20 protein-coding genes are annotated in these 22,579 nt (G+C 58.1%); 1 reads left to right on the forward strand and 19 read right to left on the reverse strand.

The genetic code is table 11. The annotated features are described in order from the left end of the window. Positions 1-261: 261 nt before the first annotated feature. The 18 genes from PI93_RS21340 to PI93_RS21425 form a co-directional block, all read right to left on the reverse strand. A complete protein-coding gene (locus PI93_RS21340; RefSeq protein WP_039373563.1) occupies positions 262-993 on the reverse strand; it encodes an SDR family NAD(P)-dependent oxidoreductase in 732 nt (243 codons plus the stop codon). A gap of 255 nt (positions 994-1,248) precedes the next feature. Beyond that, entirely contained in the window at positions 1,249-2,043 is a 795-nt protein-coding gene (locus PI93_RS21345) for a 2-keto-4-pentenoate hydratase (RefSeq protein WP_039373529.1), read from the reverse strand. A 114-nt stretch (positions 2,044-2,157) separates the two neighbouring features. Next, positions 2,158-3,102 carry an electron transfer flavoprotein subunit alpha/FixB family protein gene (locus tag PI93_RS21350; protein WP_039373528.1) on the reverse strand — a complete coding sequence of 315 codons (945 nt, stop codon included), beginning with the start codon at positions 3,100-3,102 and terminating at the stop codon, positions 2,158-2,160. A gap of 21 nt (positions 3,103-3,123) precedes the next feature. Beyond that, a complete protein-coding gene (locus tag PI93_RS21355; protein WP_039373526.1) occupies positions 3,124-3,873 on the reverse strand; it encodes an electron transfer flavoprotein subunit beta/FixA family protein in 750 nt (249 codons plus the stop codon). Positions 3,874-3,935: 62 nt separating this feature from the next. Continuing rightward, entirely contained in the window at positions 3,936-5,087 is a 1,152-nt protein-coding gene (locus PI93_RS21360) for an acyl-CoA dehydrogenase family protein (RefSeq protein ID WP_052240903.1), read from the reverse strand. 17 nt (positions 5,088-5,104) lie between these two features. Then, positions 5,105-6,187 carry an acyl-CoA dehydrogenase family protein gene (locus tag PI93_RS21365; RefSeq protein WP_039373524.1) on the reverse strand — a complete coding sequence of 361 codons (1,083 nt, stop codon included), beginning with the start codon at positions 6,185-6,187 and terminating at the stop codon, positions 5,105-5,107. A gap of 204 nt (positions 6,188-6,391) precedes the next feature. Then, positions 6,392-8,020 carry an electron transfer flavoprotein-ubiquinone oxidoreductase gene (locus PI93_RS21370; protein ID WP_052240906.1) on the reverse strand — a complete coding sequence of 543 codons (1,629 nt, stop codon included), beginning with the start codon at positions 8,018-8,020 and terminating at the stop codon, positions 6,392-6,394. A gap of 169 nt (positions 8,021-8,189) precedes the next feature. After that, positions 8,190-9,365: a CaiB/BaiF CoA transferase family protein gene (locus PI93_RS21375; RefSeq protein ID WP_158453288.1), complete on the reverse strand. Its 1,176-nt coding sequence runs from the start codon at positions 9,363-9,365 to the stop codon at positions 8,190-8,192. Between the two features lie 388 nt (positions 9,366-9,753). Further along, positions 9,754-10,521 (reverse strand): FadR/GntR family transcriptional regulator, encoded by a 768-nt coding sequence (locus tag PI93_RS21380; protein ID WP_080759350.1) that lies wholly within the window; start codon positions 10,519-10,521, stop codon positions 9,754-9,756. A gap of 110 nt (positions 10,522-10,631) precedes the next feature. Then, positions 10,632-10,952 (reverse strand): 2Fe-2S iron-sulfur cluster-binding protein, encoded by a 321-nt coding sequence (locus PI93_RS21385; RefSeq protein ID WP_039373523.1) that lies wholly within the window; start codon positions 10,950-10,952, stop codon positions 10,632-10,634. Between the two features lie 14 nt (positions 10,953-10,966). Next, on the reverse strand, positions 10,967-12,280 hold the full coding sequence (locus tag PI93_RS21390) for an NAD(P)/FAD-dependent oxidoreductase (protein ID WP_080759349.1): 1,314 nt from the start codon (positions 12,278-12,280) through the stop codon (positions 10,967-10,969). Position 12,281: 1 nt separating this feature from the next. After that, positions 12,282-13,337: an amidohydrolase family protein gene (locus PI93_RS21395; protein WP_052240901.1), complete on the reverse strand. Its 1,056-nt coding sequence runs from the start codon at positions 13,335-13,337 to the stop codon at positions 12,282-12,284. A gap of 78 nt (positions 13,338-13,415) precedes the next feature. Further along, a complete protein-coding gene (locus PI93_RS21400) occupies positions 13,416-13,943 on the reverse strand; it encodes an aromatic-ring-hydroxylating dioxygenase subunit beta (RefSeq protein WP_039373521.1) in 528 nt (175 codons plus the stop codon). Next, a complete protein-coding gene (locus tag PI93_RS21405) occupies positions 13,940-15,241 on the reverse strand; it encodes an aromatic ring-hydroxylating oxygenase subunit alpha (RefSeq protein ID WP_052240900.1) in 1,302 nt (433 codons plus the stop codon). Before PI93_RS21405 ends, PI93_RS21400 begins: the two co-directional genes overlap by 4 nt. Before the next feature lie 31 nt (positions 15,242-15,272). Then, positions 15,273-16,121, reverse strand: a complete 849-nt coding sequence (locus PI93_RS21410; RefSeq protein WP_039373520.1) for an alpha/beta fold hydrolase — start codon at positions 16,119-16,121, stop codon at positions 15,273-15,275. Positions 16,122-16,155: 34 nt separating this feature from the next. Next, positions 16,156-16,908: an SDR family NAD(P)-dependent oxidoreductase gene (locus PI93_RS21415; RefSeq protein ID WP_039373519.1), complete on the reverse strand. Its 753-nt coding sequence runs from the start codon at positions 16,906-16,908 to the stop codon at positions 16,156-16,158. Continuing rightward, positions 16,901-17,818 (reverse strand): VOC family protein, encoded by a 918-nt coding sequence (locus PI93_RS21420; protein WP_039373518.1) that lies wholly within the window; start codon positions 17,816-17,818, stop codon positions 16,901-16,903. Before PI93_RS21420 ends, PI93_RS21415 begins: the two co-directional genes overlap by 8 nt. Before the next feature lie 298 nt (positions 17,819-18,116). After that, positions 18,117-19,697, reverse strand: a complete 1,581-nt coding sequence (locus PI93_RS21425) for a DHA2 family efflux MFS transporter permease subunit (protein WP_039373517.1) — start codon at positions 19,695-19,697, stop codon at positions 18,117-18,119. Between the two features lie 631 nt (positions 19,698-20,328). Between PI93_RS21425 and PI93_RS21430 the strand changes: the two genes are divergently transcribed. Beyond that, positions 20,329-21,132, forward strand: a complete 804-nt coding sequence (locus PI93_RS21430) for a SphA family protein (RefSeq protein WP_052240899.1) — start codon at positions 20,329-20,331, stop codon at positions 21,130-21,132. A 221-nt stretch (positions 21,133-21,353) separates the two neighbouring features. Here PI93_RS21430 and PI93_RS21435 read toward each other — a convergent pair whose 3' ends face one another. Further along, the gene (locus PI93_RS21435) at positions 21,354-22,493 is read right to left on the reverse strand and encodes a pyridoxal phosphate-dependent aminotransferase (protein ID WP_039373515.1); all 1,140 of its coding nucleotides are present in this window, start codon (positions 22,491-22,493) and stop codon (positions 21,354-21,356) included. Positions 22,494-22,579 lie beyond the last annotated feature (86 nt).

The raw sequence follows: 22,579 nt of genomic DNA on the forward strand, positions 1-22,579 counted from the left end.
GATGCTTGGCGGAGAGGGTGGAAAAACCCCCGCCGCCATACAAATCAATCACTTAGATGTATGCAGGCGTTACACGTGAAGGTACGCACTGTCAGAGAAATCCCGCCGGGTCAGTTCATCTCTCTGGCGGGGTGCCGGAATACCGGTATCCGCATGCGTTCGCCGAAGCGGTGTTCGCGCACGTCTCAAGACTGAATTTGATTTGACAGTCAGCTACCATCAAAACGGCTGACTAGCAGATCGGGACGCGACTTCCCCACCTCAGATTGACGAGAGGCCACCGTCCACCCGCAAGTCAATCCCGGTGATAAAGCTGGCCTCGTCCGACGCGAGAAAGCATGCGGCTGCGGCGACATCCTCTGGCACGCCCAGCCGGTTCATCGGCACCTTGGCAATCATTGCCTTCTTGAAAGATGCAGCCTTCTCCGGCTGATCCGAAAGAAAATCTGCTAGCGCTGGCGTATCGATAGGACCGGGACTTATCGCGTTGACCCGAACGCTTTTTTTCCGGAGATCTGTGGTCCATCCGCGGGCAAACGAACGAATTGCCGCCTTCGTGGCCGCATAAATGCTCATGGCTGCGCCACCTCGACGTCCCGCAACGGAGGACATCAGCACGATGGAGCCACCCTCGCGGATGAGCGGCGTCAGGGTCTGAACGGTAAATACAGTCCCTTTCACATTGATACCAAAAAGGCGGTCAAAGTGCGCTTCGTCAATCGCACCAAGATCGACCTGCTCACCGATTCCGGCATTTGCAACAAGAATGTCAAACGCCCCGAAGTTCTCGCTTACCGCAGCGTAAAGGCGACGCAAGTCATCAGCGCTTCGAACATCGCCACGCACGCACAGCGCTCCAATCGGCACCCCATCGTCCTTGAGGTCGAACACGCAGACCTTCGCTCCCTCCTGGAGAAAGCGAGCGGCCACCGCGCGTCCCAAACCATTGCTACCTCCGGTAATGACTGCGACCTTGTTTTCAAGTTGTCCCATAATCAATGATCCATTGCAGAGCATCTCTGATGCACAGATTGATGCCACCCGGGAGGAATCTCCGGGAACGTTGAACGATCAGAGAATTCGCCACGCCTGGACTCAGGTTGTGACGGGCGTGCATGCCAGTCTGCGTTTGCGAATCCAACGCATCTTTGATGCCCATGCGTCACCGGCAACCCCGATCGGAAAAGAATTGATGCTTCCTGCTGCGTACACTTGCCGCGCCGCATGGCAGCGTGGCACATGCCGCGGTCAAACCTCTGCGTCGTCAAAAACCGCACGCACGGCGCCGAGCCCCTGGATCTGAGCATCGAACACATCCCCCGGGCGCACGCTCACCATCGGCCCGAGAGCGCCGGAGAGCACCACATCGCCTTGCTGGAGTGGTGCACCACGCGCTGCCATGGTTTTCGCAAGCCAGACGAGTGCGTTAACCGGGTGTCCCATGCACGCGGCTCCGACGCCTAGCGAAACCACCTCTTTCCTGCGCTCCATGACCATGCCGCACAGTCGGAGGTCGACGTCCGTCAATTTGACTGGACGACTCCCCAATACGAATGCGCACGACGATGCGTTATCCGCGATCGTGTCGACGATGCCGATATCCCAGTCTCGAATGCGGCTACCGACGATCTCCAGCGCAGGCAGCACATATTCGATGGCGTTCATGAGATCCAGGTGGCCCGGATTGAGAGACGTCACGTCCTTTCCGATCACGAACGCAACCTCGGCCTCGATTTTCGGCTGGTTCAGAACGTGCCAGGGAACGGCCTGACCATCGCCATACGCCATGTCGTCGAGAAGCACGCCGAAATCCGGCTGATCGACGCCCAACTGCTTCTGGACAGCCAACGAGGTCAGGCCAATTTTGCTGCCCACCTTGCGTCGTCCAGCGTCAGTCCGATAGCGGATATTCAGCTGCTGAATTGCGTAGGCGTCATCCACCGAGAGCCCCTCATCGCTTCGACGCAGGGGTTCGATGAAATCGCCGGTTCGTTCTGCGTGGCGCAACCGCTCTGCCGCAACCCGAATTTGATCAGCGTCCATAGAAAATTCCTTGAATGTTTCGTCACCGGATAACGCCCCGGCAACGCAGGAGCGAGACGGCTGTTGCAATGCTTGTGCTGTCTGACCACGCCATTGCGCGAAGGGGCCAGCGCGTCAAATATGGGAGCAAAGCTCCGGCACCAGTGTGAACAGGTCGCCCACGAGACCATAATCGGCCACACCGAAGATCGGTGCTTCCTCGTCCTTGTTGATCGCCACAATCACCTTGGAGTCCTTCATGCCGGCCAGATGCTGAATCGCGCCCGAGATGCCGACCGCCACGTACAGTTGCGGCGCGACGATCTTGCCCGTTTGCCCCACCTGGAAATCATTCGGCACGTAGCCTGCGTCCACGGCGGCACGCGAGGCGCCCAATGCCGCGTTCAGCTTGTCGGCCAGCGGCTCCAGCACCTTGATATAGTTCTCGCCGCTGCCCAGACCGCGGCCGCCCGAAACGATGATCTTCGCGCTCGTGAGTTCCGGGCGGTCAAGTTTCGTGACTTCGCTGCTCACGAACTGCGAGAGACCGCTGTCGGCCGCCGCTTCGATCTTCTCAACCGCCGCGCTGCCGCCATCTGCTGCAACGGCATCGAAACCCGTCGCACGGACCGTAATCACCTTGATCGGGTCAGTCGACTGCACCGTTGCTATAGCGTTGCCTGCGTAGATCGGGCGCTCGAAGATGTCGCCGCTGCGGACTGCGGTGATATCACTGATCTGGGCGACATCCAGCTTCGCGGCAATACGCGGAGAAACGTTCTTGCCCGCTGCCGTGGCTGGCGAGAGGATATGCGAGTAGTCCTTTGCGATGGCGAGCACCGTCGCCGCGACGTTCTCGGCCAACCCCGCCTCGAGCTGTGGCGCATCAGCCAGCAGCACTTTCGCAACCCCTGTGATCTTCGCCGCCGCGTCGGCGGCGCCCTGTGCGTTGTGACCTGCGACCAGCACGTGCACGTCGGTGTCAACGAATTTGCCGACAGCGTGCGCAGCTGCCACGGTGTTCAGCGTTGCTGCCTTCACGCTAGCGTTGTCGTGTTCGGCAATCACCAGAATCGTCATGTCTCTTTGCTCCCTGAACCTTCAGATAACCTTCGCTTCGGCCTTCAATTTTTCCACCAGCGTCTTCACGTCCGGCACCTTCACACCGGCGCTGCGCTTGGGTGGCTCAACGACCTTCAGCACCTTCAGACGCGGCGTGTAATCCACACCGAGGTCTTCGGGTTTGATCGTCTCCAACGGCTTCTTCTTCGCCTTCATGATGTTGGGCAACGTGACGTAGCGCGGCTCATTCAGACGCAAATCAGTGGTAACGACCGCAGGGAGCGTTAAGGAAAGCGTTTGCGCACCGCCATCCACTTCACGTGACACGATGGCCCTGCCGTCGGTGACGACCACCTTGGAGGCGAACGTGGCCTGAGGCAGATTCGCGAGCGCGGCAAGCATCTGACCGGTCTGGTTCGAATCGTTATCGATGGCCTGCTTGCCGAGAATCACGAGCGAAGGCTGCTCCCTGTCCACCAGTGCCTTCAGGATCTTCGCGACACCAAGCGACTCGACACTGCTGTTCGATTCAACGAGAATCGCCCGATCCGCGCCAATGGCCAAAGCCGTGCGCAGCGTCTCCTGCGCCTGCGCCACACCGACGGAAACAGCAATCACTTCGGTCGCCACCCCCGACTCCTTCAGGCGAACAGCCTCCTCAACCGCAATCTCGTCGAACGGGTTGATGCTCATTTTCAGATCGGACAGTTCGATGCCAGAACCGTCCGCTCTTACCTTGACCTTGATGTTCGAGTCGACAACCCGCTTCACGGGTACGAGAACCTTCATTACCACCGCTCCTAGAAATACCTACGCAAACAGATCCTCAACTTCCATCACCATGACCTGGGTCAATTCAGCTCTTTGTTCGAATAACCCAACAGCGAGCGTGCAATGATCAGTCGGTTGATTTCGCCCGCCCCTTCAAAAATGTCAAAGATGCGCGCATCGCGAAACCACTTTTCAGCCAACGCCTCTTCAGTAAGGGCATCGACTCCCAGCATCTCCATGCATTCCTGCGTAATCTGGCGAGCCGCCCGGCCGCCAATGACCTTGGCCGTTGCCGCTTCGACCATCGTCGACCCGTTCGCGCCACCGTCGCGCTGCTCAAGCCACTTGCAATGCAGAATCGTCAACGTGGTCGCATCGTGAAGCGCCTCGAGAGCCAGCACGCGCGACTGAATTGACGACTGGCGAAATCGTCCATTTTCGTAGTTGATTGATTCGTCAGCCTCCTGCAACTTCTTCTTCAGCAGATCCAGCAGATTGCGGGCAATGCTCAACCCAATGGCCGCCACGGCCGGACGGGTGCCGTTGAATACAAACATGGCCCGCCTGAAATCCAGATCAAGCTGATTCGACCGGGGTACCCGACAGTCCTGCATCACGAAGTCGGCGGTATCCCAGGAGCGAAGCCCCATCTTCTTCACCTGACCGAGTTCCTGAAGACCCGGCATCCCCTTCTCGACAACGAACGCCAGGAAGGGCTTGACGCCATTTCCATCGACCGGCCCCCGCACCATCACAACGGCGCCGTCGGCTGCGCCAAATTCGGAACAGTAGATTTTTTCGCCGTTCAGAATCCATTCACTGCTTGCCTCGTCGTAACGCGCGGTCGCCTGGATAGCGGCCGGATCGGAACCCGCACCAGGCTCAGTCATCGCGATGGACAGGAGCTTGCTTTCGAATTTCTCCACCTGCTCCGGAGTACCGGCATATCGGACAATCATGTTGCCTAACCCTTCGGTCGGACGACGCATGTGCACATCGCCAAATTGCTGGTGAATCAGCGATTCGGTAATGGCCAGCCCGCTGGTACCCTCTGGATTCGCACGTAACTGGTCGATCGGACTCGGGCGTCCCATCAGCTCCGGAAACTCCTTCGGCTTGAGCTCGTCTTCATTCTGGTCGTAGTAGCGGGCGTATTTCCGCGAGATCGCCGCTTCTTCCCTGGCGAGCGCCACGAGCCGGTTATCTTCGGCGGTAAGGGTAAAATCAATCATTTCCTTCTCCCATAAAGTTAGACGCTTGCCAGGGCTTCCAGCATCGAGATTGCGCGAGCATTGCGGTACCACATTTCAATCGGATGAGCCCGCACGTAACCGTGCCCCCCAAAGGCCTGCAAGCCCTCGTCGGCGATCGACATGGTGTGCTGGGCGGCGTAGATGAATGCAAGCTGTGCCGATCGCGCGGCACTGTCACTGCGTTGATCGAGTTCGAACGCCGCGCGCCATACCATCCAGCGCATGGCATGCACGTCGACGTGCATGTCCGCAATCCGAAAGGCGATCGATTGCTTTCGTGCGAGAGCCGTCCCGTGAACCACCCGATCCTTCGTATAGGGGATCACATATTCCATGATGCCTCGCGAGAGCCCCGTCATTGCCGCGGCCGAGCCAACTCGCGCAGCATCGACAATGCGGCGCACATTGCTCCCAGCATCCTCTCCAAGCCGGGCAGAGACCGGAAGGCGCACACTCTCGAACACTACGTCGGCCATCCCCAGCGCACGCAGACCAACGGAGGGAACGACCTTCTGGACATGCACACCGGGCGCATCACGCTCAACGATGAAGGCTTCCTGCGATGCCCCGACTTGCGCGACTACCAGGAAGTGGCTGCACGAGTGCGCCAGCGGTACCAGCTTCTTTCGACCATCAAGAATCCAGCCATTTCCATCAGCTTTCACTGTGGTGGTCAACAGACCGATGTCTGCCTGGAAACCACCTTCCATTACCGCAATGGAAGCCGCCCGATAGCTTGCGCCTTCGAACAGCGGCAGTAGCGCCTCCTTCTGCGACGTAGATCCCTGCTCCAGAACGGCTCGCACGAAAGCGAGGGGCGCCGCGAGTGCCAATGCGAGCGAGACATCGCCAACCGCAAGCTCCTCCAGAGCTACCGCGGTCAAGAGCGCGGGCGGCGCGCCACCATCGTCATTGCGCAATTGCACGATCCCTGTGGACCAGAGTTCATCCAGCGTGGCCCCATCGATTCCAGAAACATCGTCATGCCTGCGGCCTGCGGGACGTAGCAACGAATCAGCAAAATCCTGCATGGCATCTTTTGCCATTTTCTGATCGTCAGACAATTCGAAACTGATCATATTGACTCCTCCTTTTATTGGCGCCGTGACTACCAACGCCGACGACACACAAGCTCATTCAATTGAGATTTCCTCTTGGTCTGCCAGACCCGCGAGTGGAGATTCTCAATACAGAAACTTTCAATTTAAAAATTTGAATATAAGTACTACTAATCATTTACATAGAATTTTTCATATATAGAATTCCGCCCCCTGTACCCTTCTCTACATTCTTGTATAGTTCGGACCGCCGCCGCCCTCCGGCGTGACCCACACGATGTTCTGCGTCGGGTCCTTGATATCGCAGGTCTTGCAGTGCACGCAGTTCTGCGCGTTGATCTGTAGTCGATCACGGCCATCGTGGCTCTTCACGAACTCATACACCGCTGCCGGACAGAACCGCCCCTCCGGGCCCGCATAGATGCGCAGGTTCACGTCCACCGGCACGCTCGCGTCCTTTAGCGTCAGGTGAGCAGGCTGGTTCTCCTCGTGGTTCGTATTGGAAATGAACACCGAAGAGAGACGGTCGAACGTGAGCTTGCCATCGGGCTTCGGATACTCAATCGGTTTGCACTGCGACGCGGGTTTGAGCATCGTGTGATCGCAGTGACGGTGATGCAGTGTCCAGGGCACCTTGCCGCCGAAGAGCTTCTGTTCGATACCGACCATCAACGTACCCAGGTAGAGGCCCTTGCTCATCCATTGCTTGAAGTTGCGTGCCTTATGTAGCTCTTCATGCAGCCACGATTGCTTGAACAATTTCGGATAAGCAACAAGTTCATCACGCTGGCATCCCGCCAGCACGGCTTCGAATGCCGCTTCGGCGGCAAGCATGCCGGTTTTGATCGCCGCGTGGCTGCCCTTGATGCGCGAGGTGTTCAGGAAGCCCGCATCGTCGCCCGCCAATGCGCCGCCCGGGAACACCAGCTTCGGCAGCGACATCAGGCCACCGGCCGTGATCGCGCGGGCTCCATAGGAAACGCGCCTGCCGCCGTCGAGGAAGTGGCGGATCGCCGGGTGTGTCTTGTAGCGCTGGAACTCCTCGAAGGGCGAGAGATACGGGTTCGTATAGGCCAGGCCCACGACGAAGCCCACCATCACCTGATGGTTGTCGATGTGGTAGAGAAAAGAGCCGCCATAAGTATCGGTGTCAAGCGGCCAGCCCGCCGTGTGGATCACGAGGCCCTGTTTGTGCTTCGCGGGATCAATCTCCCATAGCTCCTTGATACCGATGCCATAGACCTGCGGATCTGCATCCTTGCCAAGATTGAACCTCTCGTTCAGTTGCCGCCCCAGATGACCACGGCAACCTTCGCAAAAAAGCGTGTATCTGGCGTGCAGCTCCATGCCGGGCTGGAAGTTCCCGGTAGGCTGGCCGTCCCTGCCCACACCTACGTTGCCTGTGGCAACGCCTTTGACGGAGCCGTTCTCGTCGTAAAGAATTTCCGTCGCGGGGAAACCCGGGAAAATTTCGACCCCCAGCGCCTCAGCCTGCTGGCCAAGCCAACGCGTGACGTTCGAGAGGCTGACGACATAGTTGCCGTGGTTCTTGAAGCTCTGCGGCAGTGCCCAGTTGGGCACGCATTTCGCGCGGGTTTTCGAAAGAAAAAGGAAACGGTCTTCGGTGACAGGCACGGTGAGCGGCGCGCCCCGTTCCTTCCAGTCGGGAAACAGTTCGTTGAGCGCACGCGGATCCATGACCGCACCTGAAAGGATGTGCGCACCGACCTCCGAGCCCTTTTCCAGGACGCACACGCCAATCTCGGCGCCTTTTTCGGCTGCCAACTGCTTCAGGCGAATCGCCGCGGAAAGGCCCGCCGGGCCGCCACCTACGATCACCACATCGTATTCCATCGACTCGCGATGGATGGCGAGATTTTCTTCGGGGACGTTTGTGTTGCGCACAGAACCCACTCTCCAACTATATTGAACCTGAGTCCTACCAGCATGCGAAGCCCACTCCAATGGGTGCCACCGATGCAGTAGTCGAGGTTGATTTCAGAAGACGCGCCAGGCAGAGGACTCAGCCGAATGCTCGTTCGATCTCGAGACGGTCGTACTCACCGTCATTCCCTTCAAGAATCTTCGTAACAACGTATTTATTGTGTTCTCCCAATTTTGAAACCAGGGTGGATGTCGTTTGACTCACACCCGACATCTTGAAGGGTGCATTTAATATCCTGAAGCTCCCCGTCGAATCGGATAGCTCTCTGAAAATGCCTCGTTCGGCGAGGTGCGGGTTCGACAGTTGTTCCGACGGAGAGCAGTATCTTGAACAGGGAACACCCGCCTCACTCATCAACCGTTCACATTCGGCGCCTGATCTAACGGAGATCCAGCTCTCCAGCTCGCTCAGAATCTGAACGCGGTTCCTCGAGATCCCTTCCATCGTTCCGAACTCGACGTTCGAGATCCATTCGGACTTTCCGATCACTTTGTACGCGGCGTGAAATGTTCTTTCCGAAATCAATGGAACAGTCACATAACCGTCGCAGGACCGGAAAGGAGGGAAGACCCAACTCACGTCGTTGCCGGGCCCCTGAGCTTCCGCATATTGAAAGGCCATCAAGCTGACCATGGAGTCCATCAACGTCACATCGACAAAACTTCCAGCCCCCTGGCGCTCACGTCGCAGCATTGCCGACATGATTGCCCCGAACGCATAACTGGCGGTCACGAAGTCGGCGATCATGATTCCGGAAACTGCCGGTGCGACCTCGCCGCCGCCCTGGCAGGATGCAAGTGCGAGGTCGTATCCGCTGTAGGCATGCACAACAGGGGCATATGCCGCCCGGTTTGCCAGCTCGCCGGTTTGCCCGAAACCTGAGACGGAGCAATAGACCAGGCCCGGATTTCGTTGGGACACGCTTGCATAGTCCAGGCCGAACCGCTTCATTACGCCCGGGCGAAAGTTCTCAACAACAATATCCGCACGATCGACGAGACGTCTGGCGATGTCGATACCGGACGGATTCTTGAGATCGATCGACAGACTTTTCTTTCCGCAGTTGAAATGCGCATACGAACGGCTATCGCCACCGGCAATCGGGCGCGCTAGCCGCATGGGATCGCCCGACTCCGCCGATTCGATCTTGACGACCTCAGCACCGGAATCCGCCAACAATCTCGTGCACCAGGGGCCGGCCACCATCGTCGTGAAATCGACGACGAGCGCACCTTCCAATGATTGTCTCTGCATTTTCTTTCTCTGTCTGAGCAAAAGTTCGATGGGGCATGGCACCCCGATAACTTCCGTTTTCTTATCACCCCCAAATGGGTGATCCATTACGACGAATTGTGCATTCGTTGGAGAACGCTCACTACTAGAGTTTTCCCTAAACCCGGTATGAGGACGAAACTCTCGAAAAACTGAATGCGCTCGCTCGACTCCCGTCGATCGAAGATTTTTGAAATATAGATTGGAGTTCTAACTAAATAGCCTGCCGATCAACTTGCGCTATTCACGCAATTTGATCGATTTTGCAAGCTATGGGAAGACAGGCGGGTTGCGCGTTTGATTCCAGCCACGCAATGTATGAAGGGCTTTACAGCAGTGCGGTGCCAGGAATTGAGTTGGCTCGGGCCATTCAGCGATCGTTCTTTGGTGTGTCGCCGTCGAAAGGCCGCAGTGGCGAGAGCTTCGCAAGATGCTGGCGATGCACGCGCTTGAGATGGCGACTCATTTCTTCTGCCGCGCCCTGCGCGTCACGCGCGCGAAGATGCTTGAGCACGCGACGTCGTGACGCCACGACGCTTTCGACAAATACCGGGCCAAACGCATTGACGAACTGGCGCATCAGCTCAACTGTCGAGTCCATAAAGATGGACAACACCGGATTGTGAGTGGTCCGTCCGAGCAGCGAATGAAATTCAAGCACGGCCCGAACCCAGCGATCCATATCGTTGTTCGAGGCAGCCTGGACCGTCTCGACAATATTGGCCTCCAGCGCATCGAGGTCCTCGTCCGTTGCCCGAAGACAGGCCACCCGGATGGCGAGGTCGTCGATCCAGAGACGCGACTCCGTAAGCTGGTCAGGTGTGATTGCGCCTACATGGTAAAGGTCAAGAAATCCGTTGACGATGACCGATGGATTTCCTTGCTGAATGAAGGCGCCGCCCTTCACGCCCTTGCGCATCTCGATCAGCCCTGCAATTTCGAGCGAGCGCAGCGCCTCGCGCAGCGTATTGCGGCTGATATTGAACAAGACCGATAGTTCCCGCTCACTCGGCAACCGGTCACCGCATTTCAGCCTCCCCGAGGAGATCAGCTTGCGCAACTGCGAAGTGACATCGATGAAAGCACGATCTGACTCGACTGGCCTGATGCCGAGAACATTTGGCGTTACCTGGTTCAAAACCCGCCCCCGAGGGATGAAAAAGACTTGTTCATTCTAGCATCTGGCAGCGCCCCCTTCCGGGCGCTACAGGCCCGGCTCCGGGTGACCATCATGGCCGATGTCGACTCTCATTGCTGGCTTGGCGGCAGTGACACTTCGAGTTGATCCAGCGCTTCGCTAACGAAGATCTGGCAGGCCAGTCGCGAGTTTTCGCTGAAATGTGGGCAGAACGCGAGCATTGCCTCCTCAGCTTTGTCCGGGGGCGTCAATCTCGATGCCCATTCCGGCGATACGTACACCATGCACGTCGCACACGCGCAATTGCCGCCGCAATCCGCATCGAGACCATCGACCATCCCCGAGACTGCCGCTTCCATCAGAGACACGCCCGCAACGGCGTCGACCGCATGGCGGTCGCCATCTGCCGTTTCAAAAAAAATCGTCACCATCGAACATCCATCCTTTATATCGAATGATTGCCTGCGATCCGTGCAGGCCCGTTACCCACCAACGATCCGCGTGCGCCCGCAACGCTCTCCCCTGCCGCGACTGCGGCCGCACTGATCGCACAGGCTGGCAAGGGTATCGACGGATCGATCAATCTGGTCGTATCGACAGGGATGCGCGCCGCAATCATCTGCCGCGCCGCCATGAAGTCGGCGCTGCGGTTAACCGTCTCTGCCGCGAGGAGGGTACCGCCACGCAGGTAGAGCACGGCAAATCCATCGCTGCCATTTGGATCGCCGCGAACCAACGCCTGCTCATAGCCCTCCGGCAAGCCCGCGATCTGCAACTTCAACTCGTACTGATCAGACCAAAACCAAGGCACCTGGCAATAAGGCACCGGGCTTCCGACAATGGCGGACACGACGGTCTTGGCCTGCTCCACGGCGTTATGCACCGATTCGAGACGAATGCGCCTGCCGAAAATGGCATTGGGGTGGTCCGCGCAGTCTCCTACCGCAAATACCGCCGGATCTGATGTCCGGCATAGATCGTCGACCACGATACCGTTGCCGATCTTGAGACCCGATTGCCGAGCCAGATCGTCATTCGGGATCGCACCCACCCCCGCCACCACCAGATCGGCTTCATGGACTGCGCTCTCACACACGACTTCCACCACGCCACCGGTCTGCCTGAGCTCAAGCACTTTCGCGCCGGTTCGGATCTCCACACCTTCGCGGCAATGACTGCGCATGAAGAATTCCGAGGTTGCAGGACCGACTCCGCGAGCCATGATCCGGTCACCGCCTTCAAGCACGATCACGTGCAGACCTGCCCGCACGGCCACTGCGGCAAGCTCGAGTCCGATGTACCCGCCCCCAACGATGACGAGTCGATGCCCGGCGACGAAACGTGCCCGAATCGCCTCCACATCGTCGATTGTCCTGAGATACGACACGGTGGCCGGCCCCGCGCCGGGAACGGTCAGCGGACGTGGCCGGCTGCCAGTGGCCAGAACTAGCGTGGCGTACGAAAAATGACGCCCGTCCTCCGTGCAGACGTCGCGGCAATCACGGTCAATAGATACCACCCGTGTATCGGGCACGAACTGAACCCCGTGACGGGCATAGAATTCTGCCGGCTTCACATACAGCCGTTCGATACCTAACTCACCTGCCAGGTACTTCTTCGACAGGGGCGGTCGCTGGTACGGAAGATAAGCCTCATCTCCTATCACCGTAACCGGCCCCTTCCAGTTTTTCTGGGCAAGACTCGCCAATAGCTGGCCCGCCGCATGCCCGCCCCCCACAACGACAATGGACTTCTCCACGTTATCCTCTCCCGTTCAGGCGAAGCCACCGCAACGCGTTATCGCGCCCGATGAGCTGCTTCACCGTCGTGTCGGCTTCAAGTGCCTGCAGACGCCCCTGCGGGTTCCTTTCCATGATGGCGAACGGGGCGTCTGTCCCGATCACGATCTGATCCTCACCGAAGACCTGGACCAGGTGCTGAAAGGCGCCCGCATCGTAGACAGCAGAGTCATAGAACAGCTTGCGCGCAGCAAGACACGGCTCGACGGCAACCTGCTCCCGAAACGAAGGAAACGTTTCCCATGCATATTGCAGGCGCGGCAGTACCGAGGAAAATGACCCACCGCCATGGCTGAACGCGATCCGCAAGCCCGGGAATTTTGCGAGGGTTCCGCCGGTTATCAATGACGCTGCCGCCAATGCCGTTTCACCGGGGAAAGCAACGACCTGCTCAAGCCCCACCGGCCCCACTAGACGATCCAGTCCAGCAGGCCGCAAGGGATGAATGAAGAGCGATGCACCCAGCGCTTCGGCGGCTTCGAAAAATGGTGCGAACTGCGGATGACCAATGGGAACACCGTTAACGTTGGTGCCGATTTCCACGCCCGCCAATTGCAATTCTCCAACCGCCACTTCCAGCTCGCGAATCGCGAGACCCACGTCCTGTAGCGGCACTGCGCCCAGGCCGGCCAGTCTCTGCGGCGCCATGGCAACCAGCCTCGCGGCTTCCTCGTTCAGATATCGACACAGCACTGCCCCGTCTTCCGGATCGAGCCAATAGGACAGCAACTCCGGCATGGGCGATAGCACCTGGAGCGATACTTGCCGCTGCACCATGCCCTGGATCATTTCGTCCACGCGCCAGCACTGCGCAGGCACCCTGCGGTAGAAAACACCGCCCAGCATGACATTGCGCCATCCTGCATCGCCTGGTTGCATGGATGGCCATCGGGCGTCCGGCTTCCGTCCCTTGTAGGAAGGGAAATTTTCGGGAACGAAGTGAGCGTGGATATCGATCAATCCATCGCGCACCGCCCTTTGATCGTTCGCGCCTGTGTCTGTCGAGACATCGTACATATCCGGGTTCCTTCTCCCTCGATAACGCCATAAGTGGCCGCTGGCACGATATTTCGCGCCGGCGGCCGGCAAGCATCTTTACAGGATGATGCTGACTCGCCCCTGAGGCCGCAGACTGCTCATGTCCAGATGCGAGCGCTTCGAAACAATCCGGATAGCACCGCCATCGTTGACCAGCACGTACCGATGGTGCCCGAAGAATATATGGGTAACGTTGTCTTTCGATCGGTAAGTCACGAACTTGCAACCTACCGCCACCCCTTGTTCCGTGGTGCCAAGCACGCGCACGTTGCTAATCAGTCGCGTACAGATCGAGCGTGGAAACTCCGAATGCGCCCCCGTCTTTTTCAACCGCTCAATGCGGTAGCCCAACCGGGTGTAGTCGTCCGCGATGTAGAACAGACTGTCGTGCGAATCGGCCTCGTCCAGGGCTCCTGCGGTCGGCACTTCGTACGTCGCGCCAGCCTCGAACAACGCGAACCACTCGTCGAGCCGCCACTCGTCGAGCAACGCAGCCTCCTGAAAGAGAAAATCCTCGTAGTCCTGCCGCAAAAGTGGACGATGCGTGGCATCGGCATCCGTCGGATTGCTGATTACGTTGCTCATTCGGCACTCTCCATCCGTTTTGCCCATTCACGCCAGAAACAACGCATCTGCGCTTCATCCACGACCGCGGGCGCCGCTTTGAGCATGCCGCGCGAGATATCGTTCCACGGCGCGTACTGCTGGTTGCGGTAGCCTCGTTGGGCCGATTCGAGCGCTTCGACATCGTCTGGGGTAGCGAATCCGCCGGGGCCGAGAAACTCCAGGAAGTTGTCGAGGCGCCGTTTTCTGAACTCCCGCTTTTCACCCTTCGGCGCCAGCGCCCATGACGTTACGTTCAACTGGTCTGGCGCCTCCGGAAAGAAGGTGCGGACCGTGATCGCCATGATGTCGTTGATCACGAGATTCGGGAAAATGATGATGTTGCGGTCGAGGCCGTAGATCCGCTCGGCTCGCTGCGGCCCGACTCGCCCTTCCAGCTCCGAGACGAGGCTCGTGATCTCCGCGCGCGCATCCTCCCCCCAGGCGGGAATCCATCTGGCGATAGGGCGCCCCCAGGGCCCCTGCTGCTCAATGGCCGCGTGACCGTTTCCGAACGAAAGCACGTGCGACTTCGCGATACGCTCTTCCATGTTCTCGGTCACGGACGAACCGACCGAATCCACGAGATATTCGAAATAAGTCGAATGAGTTTCGGCCGCATGGTATCCATCCACACTGTTCTCGACCAGCAGCTTCCAGTTCGCGCGAATGCTGTATTGCTGTTCCCCCCCAATGATCTCCATGCCATCTGGAGATTGCTCGTATAGCAGATCGAGCATCTCCTTTGCGTCCGCCAGATAGTCGGGCAGGCTGATGGCGTTCGCGTCGAAGTTGACGAAATAGAAGTCCTTGTAAACCTCCAGGCGGGGAACCCGGTAGAGATCCACACTGCAATCGGCGCCGAAATTCTCCGGATAGACGCCGATTGGCGTTCGCGTCGAGTACTTGCCGTTGTTGTTGAACGACCATCCGTGATAGAAACACTTGAAGCCCAATGCGTTTCCGCATTTCTCGCGGGCAATCAACGCGCCCCGATGCGGACACGTATTCAGGAAAGCCTGATACGTCCCCTTGCGGTCGCGGTTGAATATCAGATCGCGTCCGCCCACGCTACGCGTGAGAAAATCGTTCGGCGCTTTCAGTTCAGACGCATGCCCAACATAGAGCCAGCAGCGATCGAAAATCTGATCCCGTTCGCGCTGGAGCACGTCCAGATCGGTGAACGCGCGTCGCGCAACCTTGAACAGCCCGCTTTCCCGGTCATCCAGAATGAGGCGGTAGGTGCCGTCCACCTCACGTGGGATGAAAACTTCAGCCATTGCAGATCTCCTTCGATATCCCGGATGTCACTTACGACGCCAGCAGGAACTGGTCGACGAGTTGATTGAATACGTCCGCCTTTTCCCATTGCGCCCAGTGACCGCATTTCGAAAACACATGCAGATCGGCGTTTGGAATCAACTTGAGCAGAATGAACGACATGTCGAGCGGCAAAACCTTGTCTTCGCGTCCCCAAATCAGGAGCGTCCGATGTGTCAGGCCCGCCAGGTTTTCTCGCCATAGCTCATTCCTGGGGTTCGCCGCCTGGCGCCTCAGAGGAGGATTTTTCAGCGTCTGTGGAGACTGCGCCGTTGCGAGTCGCTCTTCCAGCAGGCTCTCGGTGATGACGGAGGGGTCGTAGACAAGCAGGTCGACGACCTTGCGCAGCTTCTCGAGCGAGGGGCCCTCCCCTTCGTAGAAGTCCAGCATCCGCTGCAAGCCCTCTGACGGGAACGTCGACGTTGCACCGATACTTCCACCAGGGCCCATGAGAATCAGGCGGTCAACCCTTTCCGGGTGATCCAGTGCGAGCCGCAGCGAAATACCCCCGCCAAGCGAATTACCGACGAGACTCACTTTGCCGATGTTCAACGCATCCATCAGTTCCAGTACGGCGCGGGCATTTGCGCCGTAGATTCCGGCTTCATCGACAGGACGTGCCTCAGACTGACCGTAGCCGGGCAGATCGATGACAATGACGCGGCGGTTGCGCGACAGAGGGCCGGCATTGCGGCGGTAGTTGCTCCATCCATAAGCTCCCGGCCCCCCGCCGTGGATCAGAATGAGCGGAGGCGTGTCGCCTGCTCCTGCATCCTGATAATGAATCCGGCCAGCCGCACTGTTTAGGTACCGACTCTCCCATTGCTGTTCTTCGATCATTTGATCCACTCCTGATTTTCAATCGATAAGACGGTCATAGCATCGTGCTGCCGCCATTGACGCTGAACACCTGACCGGTCACGAACCTCGCTTCATCCGACGCCAGGTAGGTCACCATCGACGCGACTTCATCGGGGTCCCCCGCCCGGCCTTTCGGAATGACCTCTTCCATGAGGCGCACCTTGGGGTTACCTGCTGCCCGGGCCTCCTCCACACGTGGGGTCGCGATCATGCAGGGCGCCACCACGTTGGCTGTAATGTCGAGATGCGCGAATTCGCGCGCTATGCCGGTTGCAATGGCGTGAACGCCACCTTTCGCCGCGTTGTACATCGCGTGATCAATCAGGCCATTGCGCACAGAGTCAGCGCCGATGTTGACGATCCGGCCGTATCCGCTCTGCACCATGAGCGGCAGCGCGAACCGAGTACACCAGACCGTCGTCCACAGATTCCGGTCGACCGTCGTGCGCATCGTGTCCGGCGTGTGCTCAAGAAATGGGAGGATGATTCCTCCGCCTGCGTTGTTCACGAGAATGTCGAGTTTCCCGAAGGGCGTCTCGCGAGCGCGCTCGACGCACGCGAGCGCAACCTCAGGCTGACTGAGATCTCCCGTCACACACACTGTCTCCACCTCGACTGTGCGAGCCGTGGCCTGCAACGCCGCTTCGTCAACATCGGCCAACAGAAGCCTTGCCCCACCGGCCGCCAGTCGACGAACGATTGCGCGCCCGATCGGGCTGGCTGCCCCCGTCACGAGCGCAACCTTGCCGGTGAACTGACTATTCATCGGATGCCACCTCTTTCTCGATCACCCCTTTCCAGCCCATGCCCGGCTGAGGCGTCCCACCCCAGTAGTCAACCGATTCGATTCCCAGTGGCATGGCGCGAGGTTCACGGGGAGCGACCTCCGGGAATTCCTCCATGCCGAAGCTGTACTCAACCGTCAGGCCATCCGGGTCCAGGTAGTAGAGAAAGACCGATTCCGAAGGTGGGTGCTTGCCGGGGCCGAAAACAATCGGCACGTCGTTACGTTTCAGACGATTCAGCGCAATGCCGATGTCGTCCATCGAACTCACCATGAAGTTGATATGGTGAAACGTCGATGCACTGGCACGACCGATGCCGAAGCTGTGGTGGTAGGGATTGGGAAAGCAGCGCATGAAGGTCACCGTATCCTGAATGCGATCGGAGACACGAAAGTTCAGGCGATCGATCATGAAACGCTCGGAAGCCTCCCGATCGGGACTCCCCACCACGACGTGCCCGAGACGAGCGATAGCCGTGTGAGACTTGACGAAAGGCTCATCCGCCGCAGCCATCCCGACATAGAACTCGTATGTCGCGCCCGTCACGGGATCGATCGCACGGATCGCGTGACCTACCCCCAACAGTGCCAACTCGGCCTCGGGCACCGTGCTGACGGCAATCCCGGCTTCCCCAAGACTCTTGGCCACCGCGACCAACGCTTCGTGATCCTCCATTTCCCAACCGAGGCGCTTGAGGCCTGGCTGCGCGCCCCGGAAAAGGATCAGATCGTGAAGCCTGTCGCTGCAGCGAAATGAGGCCCACCCTGCGCCCCGGACGGGACCCGCGGTCAAGCCCACGATCTCCCGATAAAACCTGGCCGAACGTTCGACGTTCGTTACATTCAACGCGACGTATCCCAGCCGCTTGTATCTGATGTCGTTCACTGACACTTGACTTCCCCTCGAAGAATCACGCTTGCAATCCGTACTGGCGCCACTGCCGCCCGACTCGCGACAACCCGGCGCCGGACTTATCCGGACCAATCATTCTTAATGGCTCATCCATTTGAATGGATGATGCTTTCTGACGATCCAATTCGCTACTAGAGTTTTCCCTGAATCGCGCGCAGAAGGTGCTGAGGAATCATCGTGACGCGGCGCCGCAATAAGCGGGCTGGATCAGGATCGGCGAGATGCTCGCATCGTCGCGCCAACCCCGAATGCGAGACATCGGGGTTAAAAGCGGCGCTCAATGTGCTGCAGTTGCAGCATCGACGTTCGCCCCGTTGCCTACCGATCTGGTGAACCAGATCAGCGGGATCATCAGCACGAATATGACGCTCGATATGTAGAAGAAGTCGTCAAGCCCCATGACCACGGCCTGCCCCGTCACGGTCGTGTTGTACATCGCGTATGCAGTCGACTGGTCTACGTGAAGCAAGGTTTGCAGCGCGTCGATCTGTTGGGCAAAGACGGGATTATTGACACTGGCCTGTTCGATAAGACGGGCGTGATGCAGGATCGTCCGATTGTTCCAGACGGTTGTCGAGATCGATGTCCCAACCGCCCCGCAAAATATTCTCGCAAAATTCGATAGTCCGGCGGCGGCGGGAATACGTTCCGGTGGGAGTTCGGAAAGAATGATCGCGGTTAGCGGGACGAACCATAACGCAACCGGTATGCCCTGTAGCAAGGTGGGCAGCACCAGGTGGAAGGCATCGATCTGGGAAACATAGCTGCTGCGCAGAAAGAAAACACCTGCATAGCCTAAAAATGCCAACGTCGCCATCAGCCGGACATCGATACGAGACATCAGTCGTCCGATGGCAGGACTGAGCAGCAAGGCAAACACACCCACCGGCGCAGTGATCTTTCCGGCATCGAAAGCGGTGTATCCCAAGTACGACTGCATCCATTGGGGCAACAGAACCAGGTTTCCAAAATAAAGCGCATAGGATACCGAAATGGCTATGGTTCCCCATCGAAAATTAACCTGTTGAAACAGCTTTATGTCAACGATCGGATGCGGCTCCGTCAACTCCCACACCAGGAAAAAAGCGAAGCAAACAAGCGCCAGGATGCCAAGCGCGACGATGACAGGCGACGAGAACCAGTCAAGATCCTCCCCCTTGTCGAGCATTACCTGCAACGCACCGACCCAGGCGACAAGCAGCCCGAGTCCGACAAGATCGATCGGCAGCTTCACGACCGGCGTTTCACGTTTCTGGTAGATCATCCAAACGACTGAGGCCGCTGCGATGCCCACCGGAATATTGACGTAGAAAATCCACGACCAGCTGTAGTGATCGGTCAGCCATCCGCCGAGCAAGGGGCCGGCGATAGGCCCGACGGTAGCGGTCACGGCCCACAGTGACAGCGCTGTCCCCGACTTTTCCTTTGGCCATGAACTGAGCAGCAGAGCCTGAGACAGTGGAATGAGTGGCCCCGCCACGATGCCCTGAAGGACTCGGGCGCCCAGCAAAAACGGCAGGGTTGGCGCGATCCCGCACAACCACGAGGCAATGACGAAGCCCAGGATGGAACCGACGAAAAGCCTTACCTGCCCCACGCGTTGCGTGAGCCATCCGGTCAGCGGAATCGAAACCGCGTTGGCCGCCGCGAAGATCGTGATGACCCACGTACCTTCGTCAACCGAGACACCAAGTTCGCCTGACAAACTTGGGATAGCAACGTTTGCGATCGACGTATCCAGAACCGTCATGAACGTCGCCATCGCGACAAAGATGGTAGCAATAACGAGCTGTGGTCCCGCAAGCGGCGCTTGTTGACTACGTATGGGCGCGTGCGAGGGTTCTGACGTTTGTTCCATAGGGAAAACGGAAGAATTCTCGGAGGCCGTGGCCGGTTCGGAAAGGCGCCCCGAGACCCCGCCCCCCTTCCCCTTTGATGCAGCCTCTGCGTTTCAAGAGTCCGAAGTGACTTCAGCGCAAAATGGCTCATCCATTTAAATGGATGATGCTTTTGCACAGACGCTGTCCGCTACTGGCGTTTTCCCTTAATCGCGCCTGTTTCCTCTTCGCTCAATTGGCGGCATTGCATCTACCACGCGCGTAGAGCCGGCTACGGATTGACGCGAATGAGACGAAGACATGTCGTTCTGATCAACGACGTTACGGCCTAGCCACTAATGGTATTTCCCAGCTTCATTTGGGTCACCCATTAGATCATGATCGACCTCGGCTCTTTCCGCGGAACCATGTCAAGTCGTCCATTCGCGAATTCCGGACGATGCTTTTGGATCATCTCTTCGATCCTGATCGATACCAATAAAGGAAACTAAAACTATGAAATGGAGACTTTTTTTGCTGATTTCCCTCGTTGGGGCGTGCCTTACGGACCCGGCCCGTGCTTCAGAGGGTTTCATGTATGGAGGAATCACGGGAGGCGCCGATATCGGTTCCGCGTATCTACCTCCGTCATCGGGATTCTATGGAATCCTGATGACGGACTTCGTCAATGGATCTGCCATCTACGGGAACGATGCACGCGAGGAAACCGCGGCCCGATACGGCGTGCACGTTGCAACTGGCGTTGCGGGCATCATGTACGTCTACCCCTTCAAACTCGCCGGAGGCACGCTGGCCACCACGCTCATTGACGAAGCCGGCGAATATCACATGACAGCGTACGGCCGCTCCGGATACGTGCGCGGCGTCGCCGACTTGTACTCTGACTTGCTGAGCTGGAGCAAGCATATCGGTGGCGGCGAAGAGGACGGCCATCCCGGTAAGCGGTTGCCCTATGGCCTTACGGTCAAGCTCGCGTATTCAATGATTTTTCCCACGGGACAATACAATGTGGCGAGCCCATGGGGATCACCTGGTCACAATGTTTTCTTTTTCATTCCGAACGCGTCGTTTAGCTACCTGACGCAACCCAATCTGCTCGGTGATGGCACTGAGTTTTCGCTGACCATCTGGTACGACATCGCAACCAAGAATCATGCGAACAACTACCAGACGGGCGATGTGGTCGATTTCGACTGGGCTGTGAGCGAACGCATCGGAAAGTGGCAGGTAGGTCTCGCTGGCAACTATGCAACGCAAGTGGCCGACGATCGGATCAACGGCGTCCCCGTTAACGGCAATGGGAACAGGCTTGGCGCGGCGACTATCGGCCCGGTTATCGCATACCAGATTCCGGCGTGGAAGAGTCTCATCAAACTGAAGGTTGCATTGCCAATCTGGCAGCGCAACTACAACCGTGTCACCACGGTCTTGACCACGTTCGTCAAAGAATTCTGACCGGCGTCTCCCCTGAATTGAGTCGCGCGCCGATTCGGGGGACAACCACGTAGTCAGGAGATTGAGCATGAAGAAGCAGCTCACCGAAGATCAGCTCATTCAGGTTCTGCGAGAAGCCAATGCCGGGTTAGCTGCGGCTTAGACGGGCGGAAAATTCAACTGTGATGCTCTACATTAGACAAAGCCGGCGCTGACGCGCCGGCTCGCCCAAGTTGAGGCCGTTACCGTGACTTCGCCTGCCCCAGCGCGCTGATCTCACCCATGGCCCAGAGGAAGCGGTCCATGTGGCGCTGCAAATTCACGTCAACGCGCAGATAGCGTGCCCCAAGTCCGGGAATGTCTGTGCCGTCCTTGACGATCACGCCGCGTTTGAGCAATTCATTGAACACAAACGTCGAGTCTTGATCCTCGTTCAGGATCTCGGCAAGGAAGAAGTTCGCTTCGGACCCAGGGACAGAGCGGTATCCCTCAATCTTGTTCAGGCCATTCATCACATACGGACGCATCTCGCTAACGGTCTTTACAGCGCGGGCAACGTGCGCGTCGTCGTTGATTCCTGCAATGCCGCCCGCGATCTGCAGTTGTCCCATATTCCATGTCGGCTTGATGTTGCGCAGCGGCGTGATGAGATCCGGATTCTTCGCGATGCCAAAACCAATGCGAAGGCCGGCCAGGCCAAACGCTTTCGAGAACGTGCGAAGCACAATCAGATTGTCGTATTCATGCAGCAGCGACATACCGAAGGTCGCTGAGCTGTAGTGCACATACGCTTCGTCGAGCACCAGCAAGGTGTCCTTGTCCGCGGCATCGCAAATGCGTCGAACCTCGGCTTCGCTCAGCAGACGACCGCTCGGATTATGCGGGTTCGTCATGAAGGCAATGCGCGGTTTCGACTTCTTCATGGTGGCGATGTACTCATCTACCAGCGGCTCGAAGTCTTTACCCATCGGGGTGAAAACGGGGCGTCGGCCTTCACAGTTCGAGTAAATTCGGTACAACGGGAAACACGGGTTGTGCATCAACACCGGTTGGTCGACGCCCGCGAATGCTCGGATCACCATCGAAATCACTTCCGTCTCCCCGGAACCGCAAACCACGCATTCGGGAGCAAATCCATATTTCTCGGCGATCGCCTCGCGCAATGCCTTGGCAGTCCAATCGGGATAGATCGAGAGCCGCCCCCAGGCCTCCTTGACCGCAGCTTCGGCCGCAGGCGATGCCCCGTGCGGATTCTCTGCGCTGGCCAGCTTCGCAACGTCCTCGAGCGAAATGCCATATTGCTTTGCCACATGTTCGGCGGAAAGACCGGGAACGTAGATTTCACCGGTGACGAGGGCGGAAGAACTTGCTTGCACTGACATGACTGCACTCCTGTTTGGGTACCACGTTGATTGATATGTACTAGATTAATTGAGCAGAACAAGAAAATACCCAACAATCGTACTAG

The organism is Pandoraea fibrosis, from assembly GCF_000807775.2.
Taxonomy (GTDB): domain Bacteria; phylum Pseudomonadota; class Gammaproteobacteria; order Burkholderiales; family Burkholderiaceae; genus Pandoraea; species Pandoraea fibrosis.